Here is an 18,611-nt window from a genome sequence, read left to right as displayed (position 1 = left end):
GATTTCACCGTTGCTTTCGCGAGCCTATGCCCCGATTCATGCAACAACCGTATGACGGTTGCGGTTGGTCCAGCCGAAGGACTAGCTTGCCGGCCAAATCACAGGAGAAATCATCATGGATCTTGGTATCCGCGGAAAGAAGGCCATCGTCTGCGCTTCGAGCAAGGGACTTGGGCGCGGTTGCGCCATGGCGCTGGCCGAGGCCGGCTGCGATGTCGTGGTCAACGGGCGCAACGCCGAACTGGTGGCGAAAACCGCCGCGGAGTTGCGCGAGCGATATAGCGTCACGGTGACGGAAGTCGTCGGCGACGTTTCGAAGCCGGAGGTGCAGAAGGCGCTGCTCGCGGCTTGCCCCGAGCCGGACATCCTGGTCAACAACAATGGCGGCCCGCCGCTTCGCGATTTCCGCACGCTCGATCGCGAAAAGATCCTCGAAGGCGTCACCCAGAATATGGTGACGCCGATCGAGCTCGTGCAGGCCGTGCTGGACGGCATGGCGGCACGCGGCTTCGGCCGCATCGTCAACATCACCTCGCTGTCGGTCTATGTGCCCATTCCCGGCCTCGACCTGTCGTCCGGCGCGCGTGCCGGCCTGACCTCGTTTCTTGCCGGCGTGGCCAGAACGGTGATCGACCGCAACGTGACCATCAACAGTCTTTTGCCGGGCAAACTCGACACCGACCGGCTGCGCGGCCCGCACGAGGCCGGCACCATCGAGGATCCTGCCGCAGCCGCTGCACGCAAGACCCGCATCAGCGCTGATGTTCCGGCCAAGCGGCTCGGCACGCCGGAGGAATTCGGCCAGATCTGCGCCTTCCTGTGCTCGGTCCATGCGGGCTATCTGACCGGGCAGAACATACCGGTCGATGGTGGTCTCTACGTCAGCGCCTTTTGATCAACTTGTCCGTGAAACTGTAGGAGCCGTCCGTTAGAGAATCGGCATAAGCATTTGATCATTAGCGACTTTCTACGCGCCGCCGGGTAAAGCTGCCGGCGCGTCAATTAGCGTCGCGAAAAACCACGGCTGCATGCTAAAAGGGAATCTCCAGCCAGATTTCGAGGGAGCGGCCGCATGGAAGGCGAGAGCAAAAAGACGGCACGTTCGGACCTCGACGAAGCCGCCCTCTACTTCCACAAGCACCCAAGGCCGGGCAAACTCGAGATCCAGGCGACCAAGCCGCTCGGCAATCAGCGCGACCTCGCGCTCGCCTATTCGCCTGGCGTCGCCGCCCCTTGCCTGGAAATCCGCGACGACCCGGCGACCGCCGCCGACTACACCGCACGCGCCAATCTGGTCGGTGTCGTCACCAACGGGTCGGCGGTGCTCGGCCTCGGCAATATCGGCCCGCTGGCCTCCAAGCCGGTGATGGAAGGCAAGGCCGTCCTGTTCAAGAAGTTCGCCGGCATCGATGTCTTCGACATAGAGATCGATGCGCCCGGTATCGAGCGCATGGTCGAGACGATCTCGGCGCTCGAGCCGACTTTCGGCGGCATCAATCTCGAGGACATCAAGGCGCCTGAATGCTTCGAGGTCGAGGAGCAGCTGAAGGCCCGCATGGGCATACCGGTATTCCACGACGACCAGCACGGCACCGCCATCATTGTCGCCGCCGCCGTGCTCAACGGGCTGGAATTCGCCGGAAAAACCATATCGGACATCAAGATCGTCACCTCCGGCGCCGGGGCTGCCGCCCTTGCCTGTCTCAACCTGCTGGTCTCGCTCGGCGCCAAGGTCGAAAACATCTGGGTCACCGACCGTTTCGGCGTTGCCTACAAGGGCCGCACCGACGAGATGGACCGCTGGAAAGACCCTTATGTAAAGGACACCGAGGCGCGCACGCTGGCCGACGTCATATCGGGCGCCGACGTCTTCCTTGGCCTGTCGGCGGCAGGCGTGCTGAAGCCGGAACTGCTCCAACACATGGCGCCAAAACCGCTGATCCTGGCGCTGGCCAATCCCAATCCGGAGATCATGCCGGAAATAGCGCGTGCGGCGCGTCCGGATGCGATGATCTGCACCGGCCGTTCCGATTTTCCCAATCAGGTCAATAACGTACTGTGTTTTCCTTACATCTTTCGTGGTGCGCTCGACTGCGGCGCCAGCGCCATCAATGAGGAGATGAAGATGGCGGCGGTGCGGGCAATCGCAGCGCTCGCACGCGAGGAACCATCGGACGTCGCTGCCCGCGCCTATTCCGGCGAGACGCCGATCTTCGGCCCTGAATTCCTGATCCCTTCGCCCTTCGATCCGCGGCTGATCCTGCGCATAGCGCCCGCGGTCGCCAAGGCAGCCTGCGACACCGGTGTCGCGACGCGGCCGATCACCGACTTCGCCGCCTATATCGACAAGCTGAACCGCTTCGTCTTCCGCTCCGGCCTGGTGATGAAGCCGGTGTTCTCGTCCGCCAAGGCGTCGAGCGCCAAGCGCGTCATCTATGCCGACGGCGAGGATGAGCGCGTGTTGCGCGCCGCCCAGGTGGTGCTCGAAGAAGGCATCGCCGAGCCGATCCTGATCGGCCGGCCGCACGTCATCGAGGTGCGCCTGAAGCGCTACGGCTTGCGCATCAAGCCCGGTGTGGATTTCGGCCTGATCAACCCGGAAGACGATCCGCGCTACCGCCATTATGTCGACCTTCTGATCGAACTCGCCGGCCGGCGCGGCGTCACGACGGAAGCCGCGCGCACCATGGTGCGCACCGACAACACGGTGATCGCAGCACTTGCGCTGAAACGCGGCGATGCCGATGCAATGGTTTGCGGCCTCGAAGGGCGCTTCGAGCGGCATCTGCGCAACGTCACCTTGATCATCGGCCCGCGCACCGGCGTCAAGGATCGCGACCTGTCGACGCTCTCGATGCTGATCTCGCAGCGCGGCATCATCTTCCTGACCGACACGCATGTCTCCGTCGACCCGACGGCGGAAGAAATCGCTGAGATGACGGTGCTGGCGGCGGAAGAAATCCAGCGCTTCGGCATCGAGCCGAAGGCAGCGCTGCTCTCGCATTCGGATTTCGGCTCGCGCGATTCGCCCAGTGCCCTGAAGATGCGGCAAGCGGCGGCGATCCTGGCGCGCATTGCCCCAGAGCTGGAATGCGATGGCGAGATGCACGCCGATTCCGCTCTGTCGGAGCATCTGCGCCAGCGCGTATATCCGCATTCACGGCTGAAGGGCGAAGCCAATTTGCTGGTGTTCCCCAATCTCGATTCGGCCAACATCACGCTGACGGCGCTCAGGACCATGATGGATGCGCTACACGTCGGGCCGATCCTGCTCGGCACGGACATGCCGGCGCATATATTGACGCCGTCGGTCACCTCGCGCGGCGTCGTCAACATGACGGCGCTTGCCGTCGTGGAAGCCGCCCACAAGGCACAGGCGGTCGTCAATCTGGGCTGAACACGGATTTCGCGGTAAACTGCAGTTAACCGCGAACACGGTAGCATTGCGGGCTAACAGTCGGATTTGGCAGGCGGAGTTTGGGCGGATGGCAAGCGGAGGGTGGAAGCAGGCGCATGCTGCCATGCTGCTTGGCCTCCTGTTGTCCGCAACCTGGGGGGTAGCCGAGCCACAGGCTGCTTCGCGGGTCTGCCGCCAGCTGGAAGCCGATCTTGCCGCGTCCTCGCGCGGCGGCGGTGGCGGTCCGGCGCTGATCCGGAAATACGATTCCGCAATTGCGAGGCAGCATGAGCAGATTTCGAAAGCCCGCGGCCAGGCGAGCCGGGCCGGATGCGGCTTTTCGCTGTTTGGCCGCAACCTCAATCAATGCGCCGGGCTAAACGCCACCATCGATCGCATGAATGCCAATCTCGACGCCTTGCAGAACAAGCGCGAGCGGCTGGCCGGCGGCGGCTCGCGCCGCGACCGCGGACGCATCCTGGCGGCGCTTGACGCCAATGGCTGCCGCGACGACGCCGTCGCGCCTCGGCGGGCGCCTTTGCAGGAAGCCAACCGCGAGGGCGGCAGCGCAAACCTGTTCGATCAGCTTTTTGGCGGCAACAGCCAGCAGCTCGATATGCTTGATGAGCCCAACCAGCCCGACGATCCCGGCGAGGAGCGCAATGTCCGCCGTGTGCTCAACCAGCCCGGCATACCCGATTTTCCGAGCGTCGGCGGTGAGTTCCACACTTCCTGTGTGCGCACCTGCGACGGCTACTTCTTCCCGATGTCGAACTCAGCCTCGGCAGGCGATTTCGAACGTGACCAGAAGAATTGCGAATCGAGCTGCCCCGGCACCGAGATGCAGGTTTTCTATTCGCGCGGCATGGACGACGATTCGGCCTCGATGACGTCATCCGTCACCGGCCGGCCCTACAGCGAATTGCCGACCGCCTATCTCTACAAGCAGCCCGATATGTCGCGGCCGCCGGCTTGCGGCTGCAACGCCGCCGCGCAGGGTTTTCAGATCATCGCCGGCAACCCGCCGAATCCGGAACAGTTGCAACCCGAGACGGACTCCGCACCATTCATTCCGGTGCCGATCTCCAAACCGGATCCAGGTGCCGATCCGGAAACTTTGGCCAATCTGGAAGGCGGGCTCGACCGCGAGGCGATCAAGCGGCTTTCCGCCAAGCCGGTGACGTCACCTGTGTCCGCGCTGCCTCCGGAACAGCGCAAGGTCAGGGTCGTCGGGCCAACGTTCCTTCCCGACCCATCAGCGGCAATAGATCTGCAAGCTCCGGCCCCGAAGGCAGTCCGGTAAGGGCTGTTCTGAGCGGCATGAACAACGCCTTGCCCTTGCGGCCGGTCGCTTCCCTGATCTTGCCCGTCCAGTCCTTCCAGATCGCCGCGCTCCAGGGTTCCTCCGGCAGCAGATCGAAGGCCTGTCGAAGGAAATCGCGGTCGTCACCGGAAAATTCCGGCTTCTCCTGCGGTCCGTCGCGCAGGATACGCCACCAGTTGACCGCATCGGCCAGCCTGTCGAGATTGCCGCGCACCGCCAGCCAGAACGGTTCGGCCTGCTCGCCGGAGACGCCGAGCACGATCAGACGGTCTTGTGCCTCGGCGAACGGCATGTGGTGCAGCAGCGACCGGTTGAGCACGAACAGCTCGTCCGGATCGAACTTGGCGGCGGATTTCGATGTCGCCGCCGGATCGAAGCGTTCGGCGAGTTCGCCCATCGTCGGCACCGCCGCGACATTCTCCGAAGTGCCTACCAGGACGGCCAATGATGCGACGGCCATCGGCTCGATGCCGTCCTCGCGCAGGCTTTCGATCGAGAGCGCGCCGGTGCGCTTCGACAAGCCCTCGCCCGATGCGGTGGTCAGGAGATTATGGTGGCCGAACACTGGCGGCTCGGCAGCCAGCGCCTGGAACAAGGCGATCTGCACGCCGGTGTTGGTGACGTGGTCGTCGCCCCGGATGACATGGCTGACGCCTATCTCGATGTCGTCGACGACGGAAGGCAGTGTATAGAGATAGGTGCCGTCCTCGCGCACAAGGACCGGGTCGGAAAGCGAGGCCAGATCGACGGTTTCCTCACCCCGCACCAGGTCGTTCCAGTGGATTTCGGTGCGTTCCGGCTGTTGCGGATCGCCTGAGAAATTGGGGAGGAGAAACCGCCAGTGCGGCCTGCGGCCATCGGCCTGGTATTCGGCGATCTGCTCGTGCGTCAGGGTCAACGCCTCGCGACCATAGACCGGTGGCAGGCCGCGCGTGCGGCGCACCTTGCGCCTGAGATCGAGTTCCTCCGGCGTTTCATAGCAGGCATAGAGAACGCCTGCCGTCTTCAGCCTCTCGACCGCCGCGTCATAGACTTCGAAGCGCCGCGACTGGTACTCGGTGGCGTCGGGAAAAATGCCCAACCAATGCAGGTCGTAGAGGATGGCGTCGGAAAACTCCTGCTTCGAGCGCGCAATGTCGGTGTCGTCGAAGCGCTGGATGAATCGGCCCTTGTTGTTCATGGCGAACAGCCAGTTGAACAGCGCCGTGCGCGCATTGCCGATATGAATGCGGCCGGTCGGCGACGGGGCGAAACGAACGGTAACTGTCATGAACGGGGCGTACCGGATGCTTTTGTGGTTGACAAGACGCGCCCCCGCGCTGGCCGGCAGACATAGAACATGGCGGCTGGAATGAAAAGACCGGACGGTGGACGCCTCCGACTGCGCCCAGGCCGGCGGTGCCCATTTCGTGCCGGCAGCTTTTCACGATAGGAATCTTTTCTTGACTCGGTGCCCTCAGCCATGGTACATATTTGGCTATGGTGCTGATTTGCGCCAGCGACCCGCCGCACAGGCGGGTTTTTCGTTTGATGCTCCGTCAGCCAACGCGTCGGCGAAGGCTCCGAAGGAACCCATTAACCCAAGTTTGTAGCGCTTGAAGGCGATCAGCGGCCGAAATCATCGGAACTGAGGCGGGTCCAGCGGTCGCCCACCAATCCACCGATAAAGATGTCGCCGGAGCGGACCGCTTCCGTGACCTCGGCGATCCGCGAGCGGACCATTGTTCCCCCGGCATAGCGGAAGAAGACATTCTTGTAGCCAAAGAGTTGAGGTATGAATTTGGTCTGCGTCTGTCCGGTGATGCCCACACAGCCCATCTCCCATGCGGCGGCGACAAGCGCATCCAGCGTCGCGCCCCAGTGCAATCCGGATGCCTGGATCTGCAACAGGTTCGCCACGCCGCCGGCTTGACCATAGAAGGCATAACAACCGAGCATTTTACCCGTTTCGTCGTAGGTCCCACCGAAATGAAGGGGGCCGTCGGCCCGCTTCTCGGCCGCCAGCGCAAGCAGCCGTGCAAGTTCCCCATCCTTCCAACTCGGCCGAAGAGCGTAACCAGACAGGAGGGTCGGCAGCTTCTCGGCAAATTGAACGGCATCGATCGGCTCACGGTGGGTGCGATGCGACGATGAATGGACGACGGGGGGCTCGAACCTTTTCTTCGCAAGAGCATCGAATGCTCTCGCGCATGGATCGAGTACAAGGCGAGGCACGCCAGGCCATTTACGGTGCAGTGCGGAGGCGGCCATCGCCGCCGGCCGGAAAACATATGTCCATCCCAGACAATGCACAGGAAGGAGTTGGTACTTCATCGGGCGCGCGAAGGCCAAGGATGTCCGGTTGGCCGAATCGGTCAGCTGCAGATCGAATTCGCCTTGATGCAAGGCACGCAGCAATTGGGGTCCGGCCGAGCCGTCATCGGTGCCGGGGTCGGCCATGAGCGGCCCGATGATCGCCGCATTCAATGCCGCTCCATTGAGCTCGTAGCGGGCTTTCAGAACGCCGAGGAACCCACCCAGACGACCGTGCCGGTTGATCTGGACAAGAGCGTTGCTTTCCCCGGACTGGCCGGCAGGGTCGAGGTAAATCTCTCTCATATACGCGGCCGTCTCCGCGATCGCGCGATCGAGGAGATGACGCCGCCGCCGGCGAAACTTCGTCAGGAAGAGTGCGGCGACGCGCTCGAGATCTTCGGCAGCCAGCGGCCGAACCGAGCCATGCTGAGATTCCAGCACTGACGGCGCAGCCAACTTCTCCTCGGCATTTGCAGAAAGATGCATCGTGAAGAACATCCGTGGGTTGCCCTCCACCGGATATATATCAACCAATGGTAGAAACAACGTATCTCGGTCAGTATGATGAACAGAGGTCTCAAGACTTACTATCCGGACAGGGCTTCACAGGCAAATCAAGTCGGCCAGCATCGATGCGCTGATCGGCGGGTTGGCCGCGGCCTTGCGATCGCATGCCCTGCTCCAGCCCGCTGGGCTGACCGTGCCGGACAGAGGCGGCCTCCGGCCGAAGCTGGAGGCCGCCTCAGGTCAGCTCACAAGTCCCTTGGTCAGTTCCAATGCCTGGCGCTCGAACAGGCGGCGGTAGATGCCGCCTTTCAGCCGGATCAGTTCATCATGCGAGCCTTCCTCGACGATGTTGCCGCGATCGAAGACCAGCAGCCGGTCCAGCGCCCTCACCGTCGAAAGCCGGTGCGCGATGACCAGCGTCGTGCGGCCGACCATCAGCCGCTCCATCGCCTGCTGGATCAGCACCTCCGACTCCGAATCGAGGCTCGATGTCGCCTCGTCGAGGATCAGGATGCGCGCATCGGCAAGGAAGGCGCGCGCGATCGCCACGCGCTGACGCTCGCCGCCCGACAGTTTCACGCCGCGTTCGCCGACCAGCGTGCCATAGCCCTTCGGCAGGTTGGTGATGAAGTCATGCGCACTCGCCAACTTCGCGGCATGCTCGATCTCATCTTGCGTAGCACTCGGCCTGGCATAGGCGATGTTTTCAGCCAGCGACCGGTGGAACAGGATCGGCTCCTGCTGAACGATGGCGATCTGCCCGCGCAGCGAGGCTTGCGCCACCTGCGAGATGTCCTGACCGTCGACCAGTATTTTCCCCGCATTCACGTCATAGAGCCGCTGGATAAGCTTGACGAAGGTCGTCTTGCCCGATCCCGAATGGCCGACCAGCCCGACGCGCTCACCCGGCGCGATATCGACCGAAAAGTCGCGGTAAAGCGCCGATCGGTGATGGCCATAGTGAAAGGTCACGTTGTCAAAGCTGATCCGTCCTTCGGTGATCCGGATCGGCTTGGCGCCGGGCCGGTCCTCGATGCCGAGCGGTTCGGACTGGAAATCGACCAGCTCTTCCATATCGTTGATGGAGCGCTGCAGGTTGCGGATATGAGTGCCGATATCCCTGAGATAGCCCTGCAGCACGAAGAGCGAGGTCAGCACGAAGGCAACGTCGCCGGCGCTCGCCTGCCCCCACGACCACAGCATCAGCGCCAGGCCGATCACCGCGGCGCGCATGACCAGCAGCAGCACCCCTTGCGTGGTGCCGTTGATGGTGCCGCGCACCCAGGTGCGCCGTGTACGCGCACGCCATTTGGCGACGACCTTGGCCAGTCGGCGTTCTTCGCGCTCCTCGGCGCCAAAGCCCTTGACCACGGCGTTGCAGCTGACCGCGTCGGCCAGCGAGCCGCCGAGGCGGGTATCCCAGGTGTTGGCGAGCCTTGCCGCCGGCGCGACATAGCCAAGTGACAGCAGCGCCGTCACCGTGATGAACAGCACCGAACCGGCAGCAACGACCGCCCCCATCAACGGCCAGAACCAGCCGAGCAGCAATGTCGAGCCGACCAGCATGACGATTGACGGCAGCAGCGCGATGAGGATGGTGTCGTTGAGCAGGTCGAGCGCCCACATGCCGCGCGTCACCTTGCGCACGGTCGAGCCGGCAAAGCTGTTGGCATGCCAGTCGGTGGAAAAGCGCTGGACGCGATGGAAAGCATCGGCGGCGATGTCGGCCATCATCTTCAAAGTCAGCTCGACGATCCCCATGAACGCCAGGTTGCGCAACACGACGCCGGCCAGCGCGAGCGCCATCAACATCGAGAACGCCGTCATCGCGGCATTCCAGGCAATCGCGTCGGCGCCGGCGCTGCTGGCGACGGCGTCGACCAGCCGGCCGGAGTAGAGCGGCGTCAGCACATCGGCCAGCGTCGACAGCAGGAAGCTGCCCATGATGAGCGAGAGCCGCCAGGGCTGACGCCGCCAATGAGTGAGCGTGAAGCCAAGAACGCTGCGAAAGGCGCTCGCGCGCAAATCGATCTTGAAACGAGCCATGATGTCATTCGGGCACAAACGAGCCCGATCCCAGTAGGTCGAAAATTGAAGAAGCCGCGCAAGGAGCCAATGAGTGCCCGGAAGCGGAGTGGCATATTTGGCGTATCGCCCAAATCGGGCGGCGATCGGCATCGGCATAAGCCTGTGCTCGGTCCGGCATCGGCACGAAAGGGAAACCTTCGCGGAGCGCCGGATGAGACCTAGGCTTCGCGGCCTCGCATTACCATGTGAAATACTGCCATTCGGACCTCCCGCAAGACAATTGCGGAGGTGTCCTTATAGAGACGCTCCGATGCATCGCCAAGACGAGTTCACGCCAAAAGTGTATCTGGTCCAACCACTGCGATTATTTTGCAACAACGGAGCAAGCCGCGCGCCTCATTCAGGAATGCGATCCAAGCGCATGTAGCGGCCATCGGTCGATGGCTTGAACCCAAGCTTCTCATAGACGCCGTGTGCGTCGCTGGTCGACAGGCTCCAGTGGAAAACAGTCCTGACTTCAGGATGATCGATAAGGGCCTGGACGAGCCGGCTGCCGATGCCTTGCCCGCGATGCCCGGGCCAGATGATGATGTCGGCGAGATAGGCGAACACCGTGCGGTCGGTGATCGCGCGGCCGAAGCCGACTTGCCTGCCGTCGACATAGGCGCCGACGCAAAGCGAATTGGCAAAGGCGCGGCGATGGACTTCATCAGTGCGTCCGGCGCCCCAATAGCTTGCCATCAACAGGTCCGATGTCGCACGGAAATCGATCCGTGACATGTCGAAGCTGATCTCACAATCGGGCATGGCTGTCTCCGACCGCACCGCCGCGCGCGCTTTCGGTACCTAGCTGCGATCCCTGAACCGGTTGGTGATGGGATAGCGGCGGTCGCGGCCAAAATTCTTTTTGGTGATCTTCACGCCCGGCGCCGCCTGCCGTCGCTTGTATTCTGCGATGTAGAGCAGGTGCTCGATGCGCGTCACCGTCGCCCGGTCATGGCCGCGCGCAACGATGTCGTCGACGCCCATCTCATTTTCCACCAGGCATTCGAGGATGTCGTCCAGCACCGGATAGGGCGGCAGCGAATCCTGGTCGGTCTGGTTCTCGCGCAATTCCGCCGATGGCGCCTTGTCGATGATGTTTTTCGGGATCACCTCGCCCGAGGGCCCGAGCGCGCCCGGCGGCACGTGGCTGTTGCGCCAGCGCGACAGCGCGTAGACCTGCATCTTGTAAAGGTCCTTGATCGGATTGAAGCCGCCATTCATGTCGCCATAGAGCGTGGCGTAGCCAACCGACATCTCGCTCTTGTTGCCCGTGGTGACAACCATCGAGCCGAACTTGTTGGAGATCGCCATCAGGATGGTGCCGCGCGCGCGGCTCTGCAAATTCTCCTCGGTGATGCCTTCCTTGGTGCCTTCGAACATCTGCGTCAGCGCGTGCAGAAACCCTTCGACCGGCTCGAAGATCGGCACGATGTCGTAGCGGCAGCCGAGCGCCCGGGCGCAATCCTCGGCATCCTTCAGCGAGTCCTTCGAGGTATAGCGATAGGGCATCATGACGGCGCGCAGGCGTTCCTCGCCGAGCGCATCGACGGCGAGCGCCGCGCAGATCGCCGAATCGATGCCGCCGGACAGACCAAGCACCACATTCTTGAAGCCGTTCTTGTTGACGTAGTCGCGCAGGCCCAACATGCAGGCGCGATAGTCGGCCTCCTCCCGGTCCGGGATTTTCGACATCGGCCCTTCCGAGCAGACCCAGTGATCCCCTTGTCTTTTCCAGGTGGTGATGTCGACCGCTTCCTCGAACTGGCTCATCTGGAAGGCAAGCGTCTTGTCGGCGCCAATGGCAAACGACGCGCCGTCGAAGATCAACTCGTCCTGCCCGCCAAGCTGGTTGGCATAGATCATCGGCAGCCCGCATTCGATGACCTGGCGGATGACGACCTGGTGGCGGACATCGATCTTGGCGCGATAATAGGGCGAGCCGTTCGGCACCAGCAGGATTTCCGCCCCGCTTTCGGCCAGCGACTCGCAGATATCGACGTCGCCCCAGATGTCCTCGCAGATCGGAACTCCGATGCGCACGCCGCGGAAATTGACCGGCCCCTGGATCTCGGGTCCGGCCTGGAAGACGCGCTTCTCGTCGAACTCGCCGTAGTTCGGCAGATCGAGCTTGTAGCGTTCGGCGATGATCTTGCCGCCATCGGCGAAGACGATCGAATTGTGCGTGCCGCTCTTGCGCTTCAACGGCGTGCCGATGATGACGCCGGGACCGCCATCCGCGGTGTCGGCGGCAAAGTCCTGTGCCGCCTTTTCGCAGGCTTTCAAAAAGGCCGGCTTCAGCACCAGATCCTCCGGCGGGTAGCCGGCGAGGAAAAGCTCGGTATAGAGCACGAGATCGGCGCCTTGGCGCGCGGCATCCGCCCTCGCCTCGCGGGCCTTGGCGAGATTGCCTGATATGTCGCCGACAGTCGGATTGAGCTGGGCGACGGCGATGCGCAGGATGTCGAGCTTCTTGGTCATGCCTGCTGACTTAGCGCGGCAAAATTGCCCGGGCAATGGCGTTCGTTTGGACCAATTCGGACCGATTGACATACGTCAATCGTGTGCGGACCGATCGACGTGCTTCAATCGTGGCGAGACGACCAGGTATCAATCGTCGCCCATATATTCGCGCAACGCTTGCGGCGAATGATTCTCGCCGATCGACATCGCCAAGATGCGTGAAATATGCCGGCGCGGCAGGCCTGTCTGCACCACCCACTGGTTGATCTGTGCCTGGATCTTGTCGAGGTCCCTCTTCGAGGTCGGGCTTTCGGCGATGTCGAGGCCGGCGTCGCGCAACGCCGCGGCCATATCGCCCGAGATGACGAACGCATCCCAACCCAGCCAGCGCAGGAAATACTGGCCCGTATTGCCGCCCAACCGGCTGCCATGCTTGCCGAGCCAGGCCATCAGCCCGACCTGGTCGTCCGCCGGCCAGTTTGCGAGGAATTGGCCGAAGCCGCCATATTCCTTCGACACGCGCTCGACGAAGGCGGCGTTGTCGCGCACGGATCTGATCTTCTGCGGGTTGCGCACGATGCGCTGGTCGGCCGTCAGATCGTGCCAGAAATCATCGGGCTGGAACAACAGCCGCTTCGGCTCGAAGCGCAGAAACGCCTCCTCGAAGCCCGGCCATTTCTGCTCGATGACGCGCCAGACGAAACCGGCGGCGAAGACGCGTTCGGCCATAACAGAGAGAATGCGGTCATCGGCGATGTCAGCCACGGCGGCATTGTCAGGCGCCGGACCCAGCAGCGACGTCAGTTCCTCTTCGCCGCCCTTGCGTTTTGCGGCGCGTGCGCGAATTTTCTTGAAATCGGCCATTGGTCCCTCGGCAACTGGAATCAATCTAACACTTCCCGTGTGAGCCGGCAGCCTCTACCTCTTACGGCAAGCCAAAGACCCTGGAGATGGCCATGAACAAGACGATCGACGACCTGGCGAACCGCTGGCTCAAGCGGCGGCCGGACGGCCTCAGCCAGCTTGAAAGCCGGGTGCTGCAATCGACGCTCGAACGCACCACCATCTCGCGCGACACCAACAAGGCCGTCGCCTTCCACCAGACCTTCGGCGACCGGCTCGCCGACACGATCGCCCGCATCGGTGGGTCATGGTCCTTCATCCTGACCTTCATCGCCTTTCTGATCCTGTGGACATCAGGCAATGTCTGGCTGCTGTCGCGTGACGCCTTCGATCCCTACCCGTTCATCTTCCTCAATCTCGTTCTGTCGATGGTCGCCGCCTTGCAGGCGCCGGTGATCATGATGGCGCAGAACCGCCAGACCGAACGCGACCGCATCGACGCCGCCCACGATTACGAGGTCAACCTGAAAGCCGAGATCGAGATCATGGCGCTGCATGAAAAGCTGGATGAACTGCGCCACGGCCAGATTCTCGGTATGCGCGACGAGATCGTGCAACTGACCGAAATGATCAAGCGGATCGACGAAAGGCTGTCTTCGCAGCAGTCGGCTTCATGACCGACGCGATCCATCATTTCATCGAACAATACGGGCTGCTCGCGGTCTTTATCGGCTGTGTCGCGGAGGGCGAAAGTGCCGCCATTCTTGGCGGTTTCTTCGCCCACCAGCAGGTCTTCGTCCTGTGGCACACGGTTCTTGCGGCGGCGCTCGGCGCCTTCGTCGGCGATACTTTCTTCTTCATCCTCGGACGAAGCTTCGCCGACCATCCCTATGTCGTCAGGTTGCGCAAACGGCCCGGCTTCCGCCGCGCCTTTCGTCTGCTCAATACCCATCCCGACATTTTCGTGCTGTCCAACCGCTATATCTACGGCATGCGCCTCGTCGGCGGCATTGCAGCCGGGCTTTCCAACATCGCCGCGCCGCGCTTCGTCATCCTCAACGCGCTTTCATCGGCGGTCTGGGCGGTGCTGTTCGGCACGATCGGTTATGTCTTTGGACTTGGCGCCGAGCACGTCATCGGCCAGGCGTTGATGCGTCACGAACGGTTGCTGATCGGGCTTGGCATCGGCCTGACCGTGGCCGTTCTGGCATGGCTCGTGGCCCGTCACATCGCCAGGAAGGAACGCGCCAGGGAGGGCTGATCGTCAATCCACGCCGAGTGCCTGATCCCCCCGATCGAGAATAAGCGGGATGATCAGGTCTTCCTCGTCGGCAAGGTGCCTTGTCAGCATGGCGATCAGCCGGCTGTTTTCGTCGGCATAGGCGTCGGCGGCGAAGCGCTGTCTGTCTTCGCTCTCCTGAAGCGTCTTGATGAACGCATTGGCCGCCTCGGCATTACGCTCCAGCCCCTCATGGATGGTGTGATGGTCGGCATCGAGTATCTCGAAGCCGTGCTTCAAACGGGGCTCGGCCTTGGCGAAGACCGGGAAATATTGATAATCCTCGACGTTGTGGTGACCGTCGAGGTTGCCTAGAAAATGATTGAGGCGGGGCGCGAACCAGCGCGCGAAATCAGGCGCCGTCAGCCGTCCCTCACGGTAGTCGCCGATGCCGTTGGCCAGCATGCCGCCAAGTTCGCGGAACATGTCGTGCCGCTGCAGCCACATATTGGCGATGCCGTGGATGTTGGCATGGTCCTGCCAGTTTTCACGCGGATATTTCTCGGCCAGCCAGCGCAGATCATCCGGCAGGCCTACGCGTTCGAGAAGCAGAAAATTGGCGGCCCCGGCCATGACAGTCTCCTTTGGTGACTGGCATATAGGCATCGAAAGGCTAGATCGGTAGCCCGGTGATCCGCTCGATAATGGCAATGCCCCAGACGCCGGCGACGATGAGCACCGAAATCAGCACCGCCAGCGAACCGCAATCCTTGGCCAACTGGATATCGACATTGAACTCGCGGCTGAAAGCGTCGCATGCCGCCTCGATGCCGGTGTTAAGCACTTCGACCATGATCAAGAGCAACACGGCGCCGATCAGCAAGGCATAACCGCGCCACGAGATCGAAACGAACCAGCCGAGCGGCAAGGCAAGCGCCAGCAGCATCAGCTCCTGCTGGAAAGCCTTCTCGCTGGTGGCCAGCTTGCGAAACGCCCGCACCGAATTGAAATAAGCATCGATCAGCCGCTGCATGCCAAACCCCTTTGCGAATCACCGGCACGGGATAATGCAATGGCTGGCCAGATCAATGGAATAAGGTGACTTGTCCAAGATTCATTCAGCAACCGGTATGGACGGTGTCGACTTTTCAAACTGTGGCAGCCCGTCGTCGATCGAATAATAGTCGCCCTTGTCACCGACGAAGATATGGCATTCGCCCTCAAGACCTGTCGGCTTGTCGAACGATCCCGCCATGACCGAAACGTAGTCCTGGTCTCGCGGCTTCCAGAACAGCACCGATCCGCATGCCTTGCAGAACCCACGCCTGGCGAAGGTAGAGGCTTCGTACCAGGTGATACTTTCCGTGCCCTCGATCACGATGTCGGCGTTGGCAACATTGGTCGCGGCATAGAAATGTCCGCTCTGCTTGCGGCATTGCGAGCAATGGCAATAGACGACGCCACGCAGCGCTCCGTTCGTGCTGAAGCGGACGGCTCCGCACAGACACGATCCCTGGTGACCATCACTCACGTCGATCCTCCTTGAAGAAAAGTGCCGGGCATGGCTTAGGATTCCAGCTTTGCCGCGCAAGCACGCAAGCAAATGCGACATGTGCTGGCGTAGAGAATCCGAAATTCGGTTTCATTTTCAAGAGTGCGATGCGCGAATCGCGAATTCAAGCCGCCGCACCGGCGTTGTTTCCAACTGATGGACGCACGGACTAAGGCTTTTACAGCCCGCAGACAGAGAAAACCCGCTGAACCTCTGCCAGTTAAGGAAACTTTAGCGACGGCGCATTTATGGTCACCTGCAAGCGAAGGCCGTGGGTGGGGACGCATCCCTTCGCAAGTTGTTCGAAGCGTCGGTCGCATTCCCCAGGGCTCGGCGACAAAGGGAAACCGCGAATTCCGCGGAGGATCCGAGGGGAAGAACCAAGATGCAGCCGGCAGCTGTCCCGACCGAACGAAGCACCGACATCGCAGCCACTGTTGTCGCGACAATGCGCCAATTGGGCGTGCTCGGCCTGCCGCGCAATTACGAGATCTTCTATGAGGCCCTGAGCGGCACCAATCGCGAACTCAGCCTGGCCGTCGTTTCGCTGGCCAGCCGGCCGACACAGGATGAACTGGACCAGATCGGGCGCACTTTCTTTGCCCACAACCATGGCCCTGGCATCGTCGAGCATGCCAGAGACGTCATTGCCAGGGAGCTCGAGGAGGTTGCTTCGCTGCTGCGGAGCGAGCGCAGCCACATCGAGAAATACGGCAGGATCCTCGATGAGACATCGAGCGGCCTCAGCGGACGCAGCCTTCTCTCCCAGGATCTCCTGCAGAAGATCGCCAACGCCATGGCGGTTGCCACCAATTCGGCGATCGATCACGGCCGGCAGGTGGCCTCGACGCTCAGCGACAAGACGGCCGAACTCGAAAGCGTCAAGTCGAAGCTTGAGGAGTACAAGCGGCTGGCCGACACCGATCCGTTGACGCATATCTGGAATCGGCGCGCCTTCGACAAGGAGATCACCAGGATCTACAACAGCAACAGAGGTATCCTGTTCAACGCCCTGGTTCTTGTCGACATCGACCGCTTCAAGGATATCAACGACCGCTATGGCCACCCGGTCGGCGACAAGATCATCCAGAGCATCGCCGATATTTTCCAGACCAGCATTCGCGGCGACATGTTCGTCGCCCGCACCGGCGGCGAGGAGTTCGCGCTGATCATCGAGGGCGCCAGCGAGGACGCCACCTATGACGTTGCGGAGCGTATTCGTGCCCTGATCGAGCAGACGCCGTTCACCAGCAGCCAGACCGGCACGAATTACGGCACCGTCACCGTCTCGATGGGTATCTGCATGGCGTCCGAAGCCGAAGGACCCGAAGATCTCTACACCAAGGCCGACCGGGCGCTCTATCGCTCCAAGGTCAGCGGCCGCAACCGGGTCACCAGGCACTCGACGATGGCAGGCCGGGCCGGCAAGAGCTGGCTGCTCTACAAGAAGGACTGACAGTCCCTGCCCGCTGGTGCCGGGAACACTGGACTAGCGCAGACATGAAAGGCGCCCGATTTCTCGGACGCCCTTTCGTGGATCTTATTCGGACTGCGCGAAAATCAGCCGTTGACCGCCTGCTTGTGCTGCACCGGGTGGCTCTTCTTCAACAGATCCGAGACCAGGAAGGCCAGTTCGATCGCCTGGTCGGCGTTAAGGCGCGGATCGCAATGGGTGTGGTAGCGGTCCTGCAATTCCTCGGCGGTGATGGCGCGCGCGCCACCGGTGCATTCGGTGACGTTCTTGCCGGTCATTTCGACATGGATGCCGCCCGGATGCGTGCCTTCGGCGCGGTGCACCTCGAAGAAGGTCTGCACCTCCTTCAGGATGCGGTCGAACGGCCGCGTCTTGTAGCCGGCGGCCTCGATCGTGTTGCCGTGCATCGGGTCCGACGACCACACCACGGAGCGGCCTTCCTTCTGCACCGCGCGCACCAGCTTCGGTAGATGATCGGCGACCTTGTCGGAACCGAAGCGGGCGATCAGCGTCAGCCGGCCGGGCTCGTTCTCGGGATTGAGCAGGTCGATCAGCTCCAGCAAGCCGTCCGGCGTCAGCGAAGGACCGCATTTCAGCCCGAGCGGGTTCTTGATCCCACGGCAATATTCGACATGCGCATAATCGGGCTGGCGGGTGCGGTCGCCGATCCAGATCATGTGGCCTGACGTGGCGTACCAGTCGCCGGAGGTCGAATCGACGCGCGTCAGTGCCTCCTCGTAGCCGAGCAGCAGCGCCTCGTGGCTGGTGTAGAAATCGGTCTCGCGCAGCGCGTAGTTGGTTTCCGAAGTGATGCCGACGGCCTTCATGAAGTCCATCGTCTCGGTGATACGGTTGGCGAGAGACTCATATTTCTCGCCCTGCGGACTGTCGGAGACGAAGCCGAGCATCCAGCGGTGCACATTCTCCAGGCTGGCATAGCCGCCTTGCGCGAAAGCGCGCAGAAGGTTGAGCGTCGCCGCCGACTGGCGGTACGCCATTTCCTGGCGAGCGGGATCCGGAATGCGCGACTTCGGGTCGAATTCGATGCCGTTGATGATATCGCCGCGATAGCTGGGCAGCGTCACCTCGCCCTTGCTCTCGTTGTCGGACGATCGCGGCTTGGCGAACTGGCCGGCAACGCGGCCAACCTTCACCACCGGCTGCGCGCCGGCGAAGGTGAGCACCACGGACATCTGCAGGAAGACGCGGAAGAAATCGCGGATGTTGTCCGCGCCATGCTCGGCGAAGCTCTCGGCGCAATCGCCGCCCTGGAGAAGGAATGCGTCACCGGCGGCGACAGAAGCGAGCTGCTTCTTCAGCTTGCGCGCCTCACCGGCAAAAACCAGCGGCGGAAAGGTTGCGAGCTGGGCCTCCGTGTTCTTCAGCGCGGCAAGGTCCGGATAGGCAGGAACCTGCTTGATCGGCTTTGCTCTCCACGAATTCGGCGACCATTTCGTCATCGCTGCA

General features: G+C 62.2%; 16 protein-coding genes. 6 read left to right on the top strand and 10 right to left on the bottom strand.

The window, feature by feature from the left end; genetic code table 11:
- The first annotated feature begins 115 nt into the window (after positions 1 to 115).
- The 3 genes from NKJ67_RS10680 to NKJ67_RS10670 all read left to right on the top strand — a co-directional run bounded on the left by NKJ67_RS10680 (position 116) and on the right by NKJ67_RS10670 (position 4,700).
- Entirely contained in the window at positions 116 to 895 is a 780-nt protein-coding gene (locus tag NKJ67_RS10680; RefSeq protein ID WP_352581302.1) for an SDR family oxidoreductase, read from the top strand.
- A gap of 177 nt (positions 896 to 1,072) precedes the next feature.
- Positions 1,073 to 3,397 carry an NADP-dependent malic enzyme gene (locus tag NKJ67_RS10675; protein WP_292136641.1) on the top strand — a complete coding sequence of 775 codons (2,325 nt, stop codon included), beginning with the start codon at positions 1,073 to 1,075 and terminating at the stop codon, positions 3,395 to 3,397.
- 88 nt (positions 3,398 to 3,485) lie between these two features.
- Entirely contained in the window at positions 3,486 to 4,700 is a 1,215-nt protein-coding gene (locus NKJ67_RS10670; protein ID WP_352581301.1) for a DUF2865 domain-containing protein, read from the top strand.
- Here the strand turns inward: NKJ67_RS10670 and gltX are convergent.
- The 6 genes from gltX to NKJ67_RS10640 form a co-directional block, all read right to left on the bottom strand.
- Positions 4,618 to 5,991 (bottom strand): glutamate--tRNA ligase, encoded by a 1,374-nt coding sequence (gene gltX / locus NKJ67_RS10665; protein ID WP_352581300.1) that lies wholly within the window; start codon positions 5,989 to 5,991, stop codon positions 4,618 to 4,620. The genes NKJ67_RS10670 and gltX overlap by 83 nt on opposite strands.
- Before the next feature lie 335 nt (positions 5,992 to 6,326).
- Positions 6,327 to 7,514, bottom strand: a complete 1,188-nt coding sequence (locus NKJ67_RS10660; RefSeq protein ID WP_256748195.1) for a hypothetical protein — start codon at positions 7,512 to 7,514, stop codon at positions 6,327 to 6,329.
- A gap of 249 nt (positions 7,515 to 7,763) precedes the next feature.
- Complete coding sequence (locus NKJ67_RS10655) at positions 7,764 to 9,569, bottom strand: ABC transporter ATP-binding protein (RefSeq protein WP_292562396.1); 1,806 nt, start codon at positions 9,567 to 9,569, stop codon at positions 7,764 to 7,766.
- 378 nt (positions 9,570 to 9,947) lie between these two features.
- Positions 9,948 to 10,358 (bottom strand): GNAT family N-acetyltransferase, encoded by a 411-nt coding sequence (locus NKJ67_RS10650; RefSeq protein WP_127268639.1) that lies wholly within the window; start codon positions 10,356 to 10,358, stop codon positions 9,948 to 9,950.
- Positions 10,359 to 10,397: 39 nt separating this feature from the next.
- Positions 10,398 to 12,074 (bottom strand): NAD+ synthase, encoded by a 1,677-nt coding sequence (locus NKJ67_RS10645; protein WP_127327284.1) that lies wholly within the window; start codon positions 12,072 to 12,074, stop codon positions 10,398 to 10,400.
- Positions 12,075 to 12,203: 129 nt separating this feature from the next.
- Positions 12,204 to 12,920 carry a DNA-3-methyladenine glycosylase I gene (locus NKJ67_RS10640; RefSeq protein ID WP_127268644.1) on the bottom strand — a complete coding sequence of 239 codons (717 nt, stop codon included), beginning with the start codon at positions 12,918 to 12,920 and terminating at the stop codon, positions 12,204 to 12,206.
- Between the two features lie 92 nt (positions 12,921 to 13,012).
- Here NKJ67_RS10640 and NKJ67_RS10635 point away from each other — a divergent pair, with 92 nt between their 5' ends.
- Positions 13,013 to 13,576, top strand: a complete 564-nt coding sequence (locus NKJ67_RS10635; protein ID WP_352581299.1) for a DUF1003 domain-containing protein — start codon at positions 13,013 to 13,015, stop codon at positions 13,574 to 13,576.
- The gene (locus tag NKJ67_RS10630) at positions 13,573 to 14,160 is read left to right on the top strand and encodes a DedA family protein (RefSeq protein ID WP_352581298.1); all 588 of its coding nucleotides are present in this window, start codon (positions 13,573 to 13,575) and stop codon (positions 14,158 to 14,160) included. The genes NKJ67_RS10635 and NKJ67_RS10630 overlap by 4 nt, the downstream gene beginning before the upstream one ends.
- A 3-nt stretch (positions 14,161 to 14,163) precedes the next feature.
- Here NKJ67_RS10630 and NKJ67_RS10625 read toward each other — a convergent pair whose 3' ends face one another.
- From NKJ67_RS10625 to NKJ67_RS10615, 3 genes are all read right to left on the bottom strand, one after another.
- A complete protein-coding gene (locus tag NKJ67_RS10625) occupies positions 14,164 to 14,751 on the bottom strand; it encodes a hemerythrin domain-containing protein (RefSeq protein ID WP_127268647.1) in 588 nt (195 codons plus the stop codon).
- Between the two features lie 40 nt (positions 14,752 to 14,791).
- Complete coding sequence (locus tag NKJ67_RS10620; RefSeq protein ID WP_023810560.1) at positions 14,792 to 15,151, bottom strand: diacylglycerol kinase; 360 nt, start codon at positions 15,149 to 15,151, stop codon at positions 14,792 to 14,794.
- Positions 15,152 to 15,232: 81 nt separating this feature from the next.
- Positions 15,233 to 15,649 (bottom strand): GFA family protein, encoded by a 417-nt coding sequence (locus tag NKJ67_RS10615; RefSeq protein ID WP_127327279.1) that lies wholly within the window; start codon positions 15,647 to 15,649, stop codon positions 15,233 to 15,235.
- Between the two features lie 406 nt (positions 15,650 to 16,055).
- On the opposite strand from NKJ67_RS10615, the gene NKJ67_RS35125 reads away from it, so the two are divergent.
- On the top strand, positions 16,056 to 17,126 hold the full coding sequence (locus NKJ67_RS35125) for a diguanylate cyclase (RefSeq protein ID WP_502905193.1): 1,071 nt from the start codon (positions 16,056 to 16,058) through the stop codon (positions 17,124 to 17,126).
- 104 nt (positions 17,127 to 17,230) lie between these two features.
- Here the strand turns inward: NKJ67_RS35125 and NKJ67_RS10600 are convergent, their stop codons facing one another.
- Positions 17,231 to 18,604, bottom strand: coding sequence for a class II 3-deoxy-7-phosphoheptulonate synthase (locus NKJ67_RS10600; RefSeq protein WP_352581296.1), 1,374 nt, complete (start codon positions 18,602 to 18,604; stop codon positions 17,231 to 17,233).
- Between the last annotated feature and the right edge of the window lie 7 nt (positions 18,605 to 18,611).

Origin of the sequence: Mesorhizobium sp. M0088 (genome assembly GCF_040322895.1) — a bacterium.
Taxonomy (GTDB): domain Bacteria; phylum Pseudomonadota; class Alphaproteobacteria; order Rhizobiales; family Rhizobiaceae; genus Mesorhizobium.
The sequence above is the reverse complement of the archived record's forward strand: the minus strand, read 5'-3'. Positions and strand labels throughout refer to the sequence as shown.

Coding starts and splice junctions, on each gene's coding strand:
- NKJ67_RS10680 (WP_352581302.1), top strand. CDS start 116: ATGGATCTTGGTATCCGCGGAAAGAAGGCCATCGTCTGCGCTTCGAGC.
- NKJ67_RS10675 (WP_292136641.1), top strand. CDS start 1,073: ATGGAAGGCGAGAGCAAAAAGACGGCACGTTCGGACCTCGACGAAGCC.
- NKJ67_RS10670 (WP_352581301.1), top strand. CDS start 3,486: ATGGCAAGCGGAGGGTGGAAGCAGGCGCATGCTGCCATGCTGCTTGGC.
- gltX (WP_352581300.1), bottom strand. CDS start 5,991: ATGACAGTTACCGTTCGTTTCGCCCCGTCGCCGACCGGCCGCATTCAT.
- NKJ67_RS10660 (WP_256748195.1), bottom strand. CDS start 7,514: ATGTTCTTCACGATGCATCTTTCTGCAAATGCCGAGGAGAAGTTGGCT.
- NKJ67_RS10655 (WP_292562396.1), bottom strand. CDS start 9,569: ATGGCTCGTTTCAAGATCGATTTGCGCGCGAGCGCCTTTCGCAGCGTT.
- NKJ67_RS10650 (WP_127268639.1), bottom strand. CDS start 10,358: ATGCCCGATTGTGAGATCAGCTTCGACATGTCACGGATCGATTTCCGT.
- NKJ67_RS10645 (WP_127327284.1), bottom strand. CDS start 12,074: ATGACCAAGAAGCTCGACATCCTGCGCATCGCCGTCGCCCAGCTCAAT.
- NKJ67_RS10640 (WP_127268644.1), bottom strand. CDS start 12,920: ATGGCCGATTTCAAGAAAATTCGCGCACGCGCCGCAAAACGCAAGGGC.
- NKJ67_RS10635 (WP_352581299.1), top strand. CDS start 13,013: ATGAACAAGACGATCGACGACCTGGCGAACCGCTGGCTCAAGCGGCGG.
- NKJ67_RS10630 (WP_352581298.1), top strand. CDS start 13,573: ATGACCGACGCGATCCATCATTTCATCGAACAATACGGGCTGCTCGCG.
- NKJ67_RS10625 (WP_127268647.1), bottom strand. CDS start 14,751: ATGGCCGGGGCCGCCAATTTTCTGCTTCTCGAACGCGTAGGCCTGCCG.
- NKJ67_RS10620 (WP_023810560.1), bottom strand. CDS start 15,151: ATGCAGCGGCTGATCGATGCTTATTTCAATTCGGTGCGGGCGTTTCGC.
- NKJ67_RS35125 (WP_502905193.1), top strand. CDS start 16,056: ATGCAGCCGGCAGCTGTCCCGACCGAACGAAGCACCGACATCGCAGCC.
- NKJ67_RS10600 (WP_352581296.1), bottom strand. CDS start 18,604: ATGACGAAATGGTCGCCGAATTCGTGGAGAGCAAAGCCGATCAAGCAG.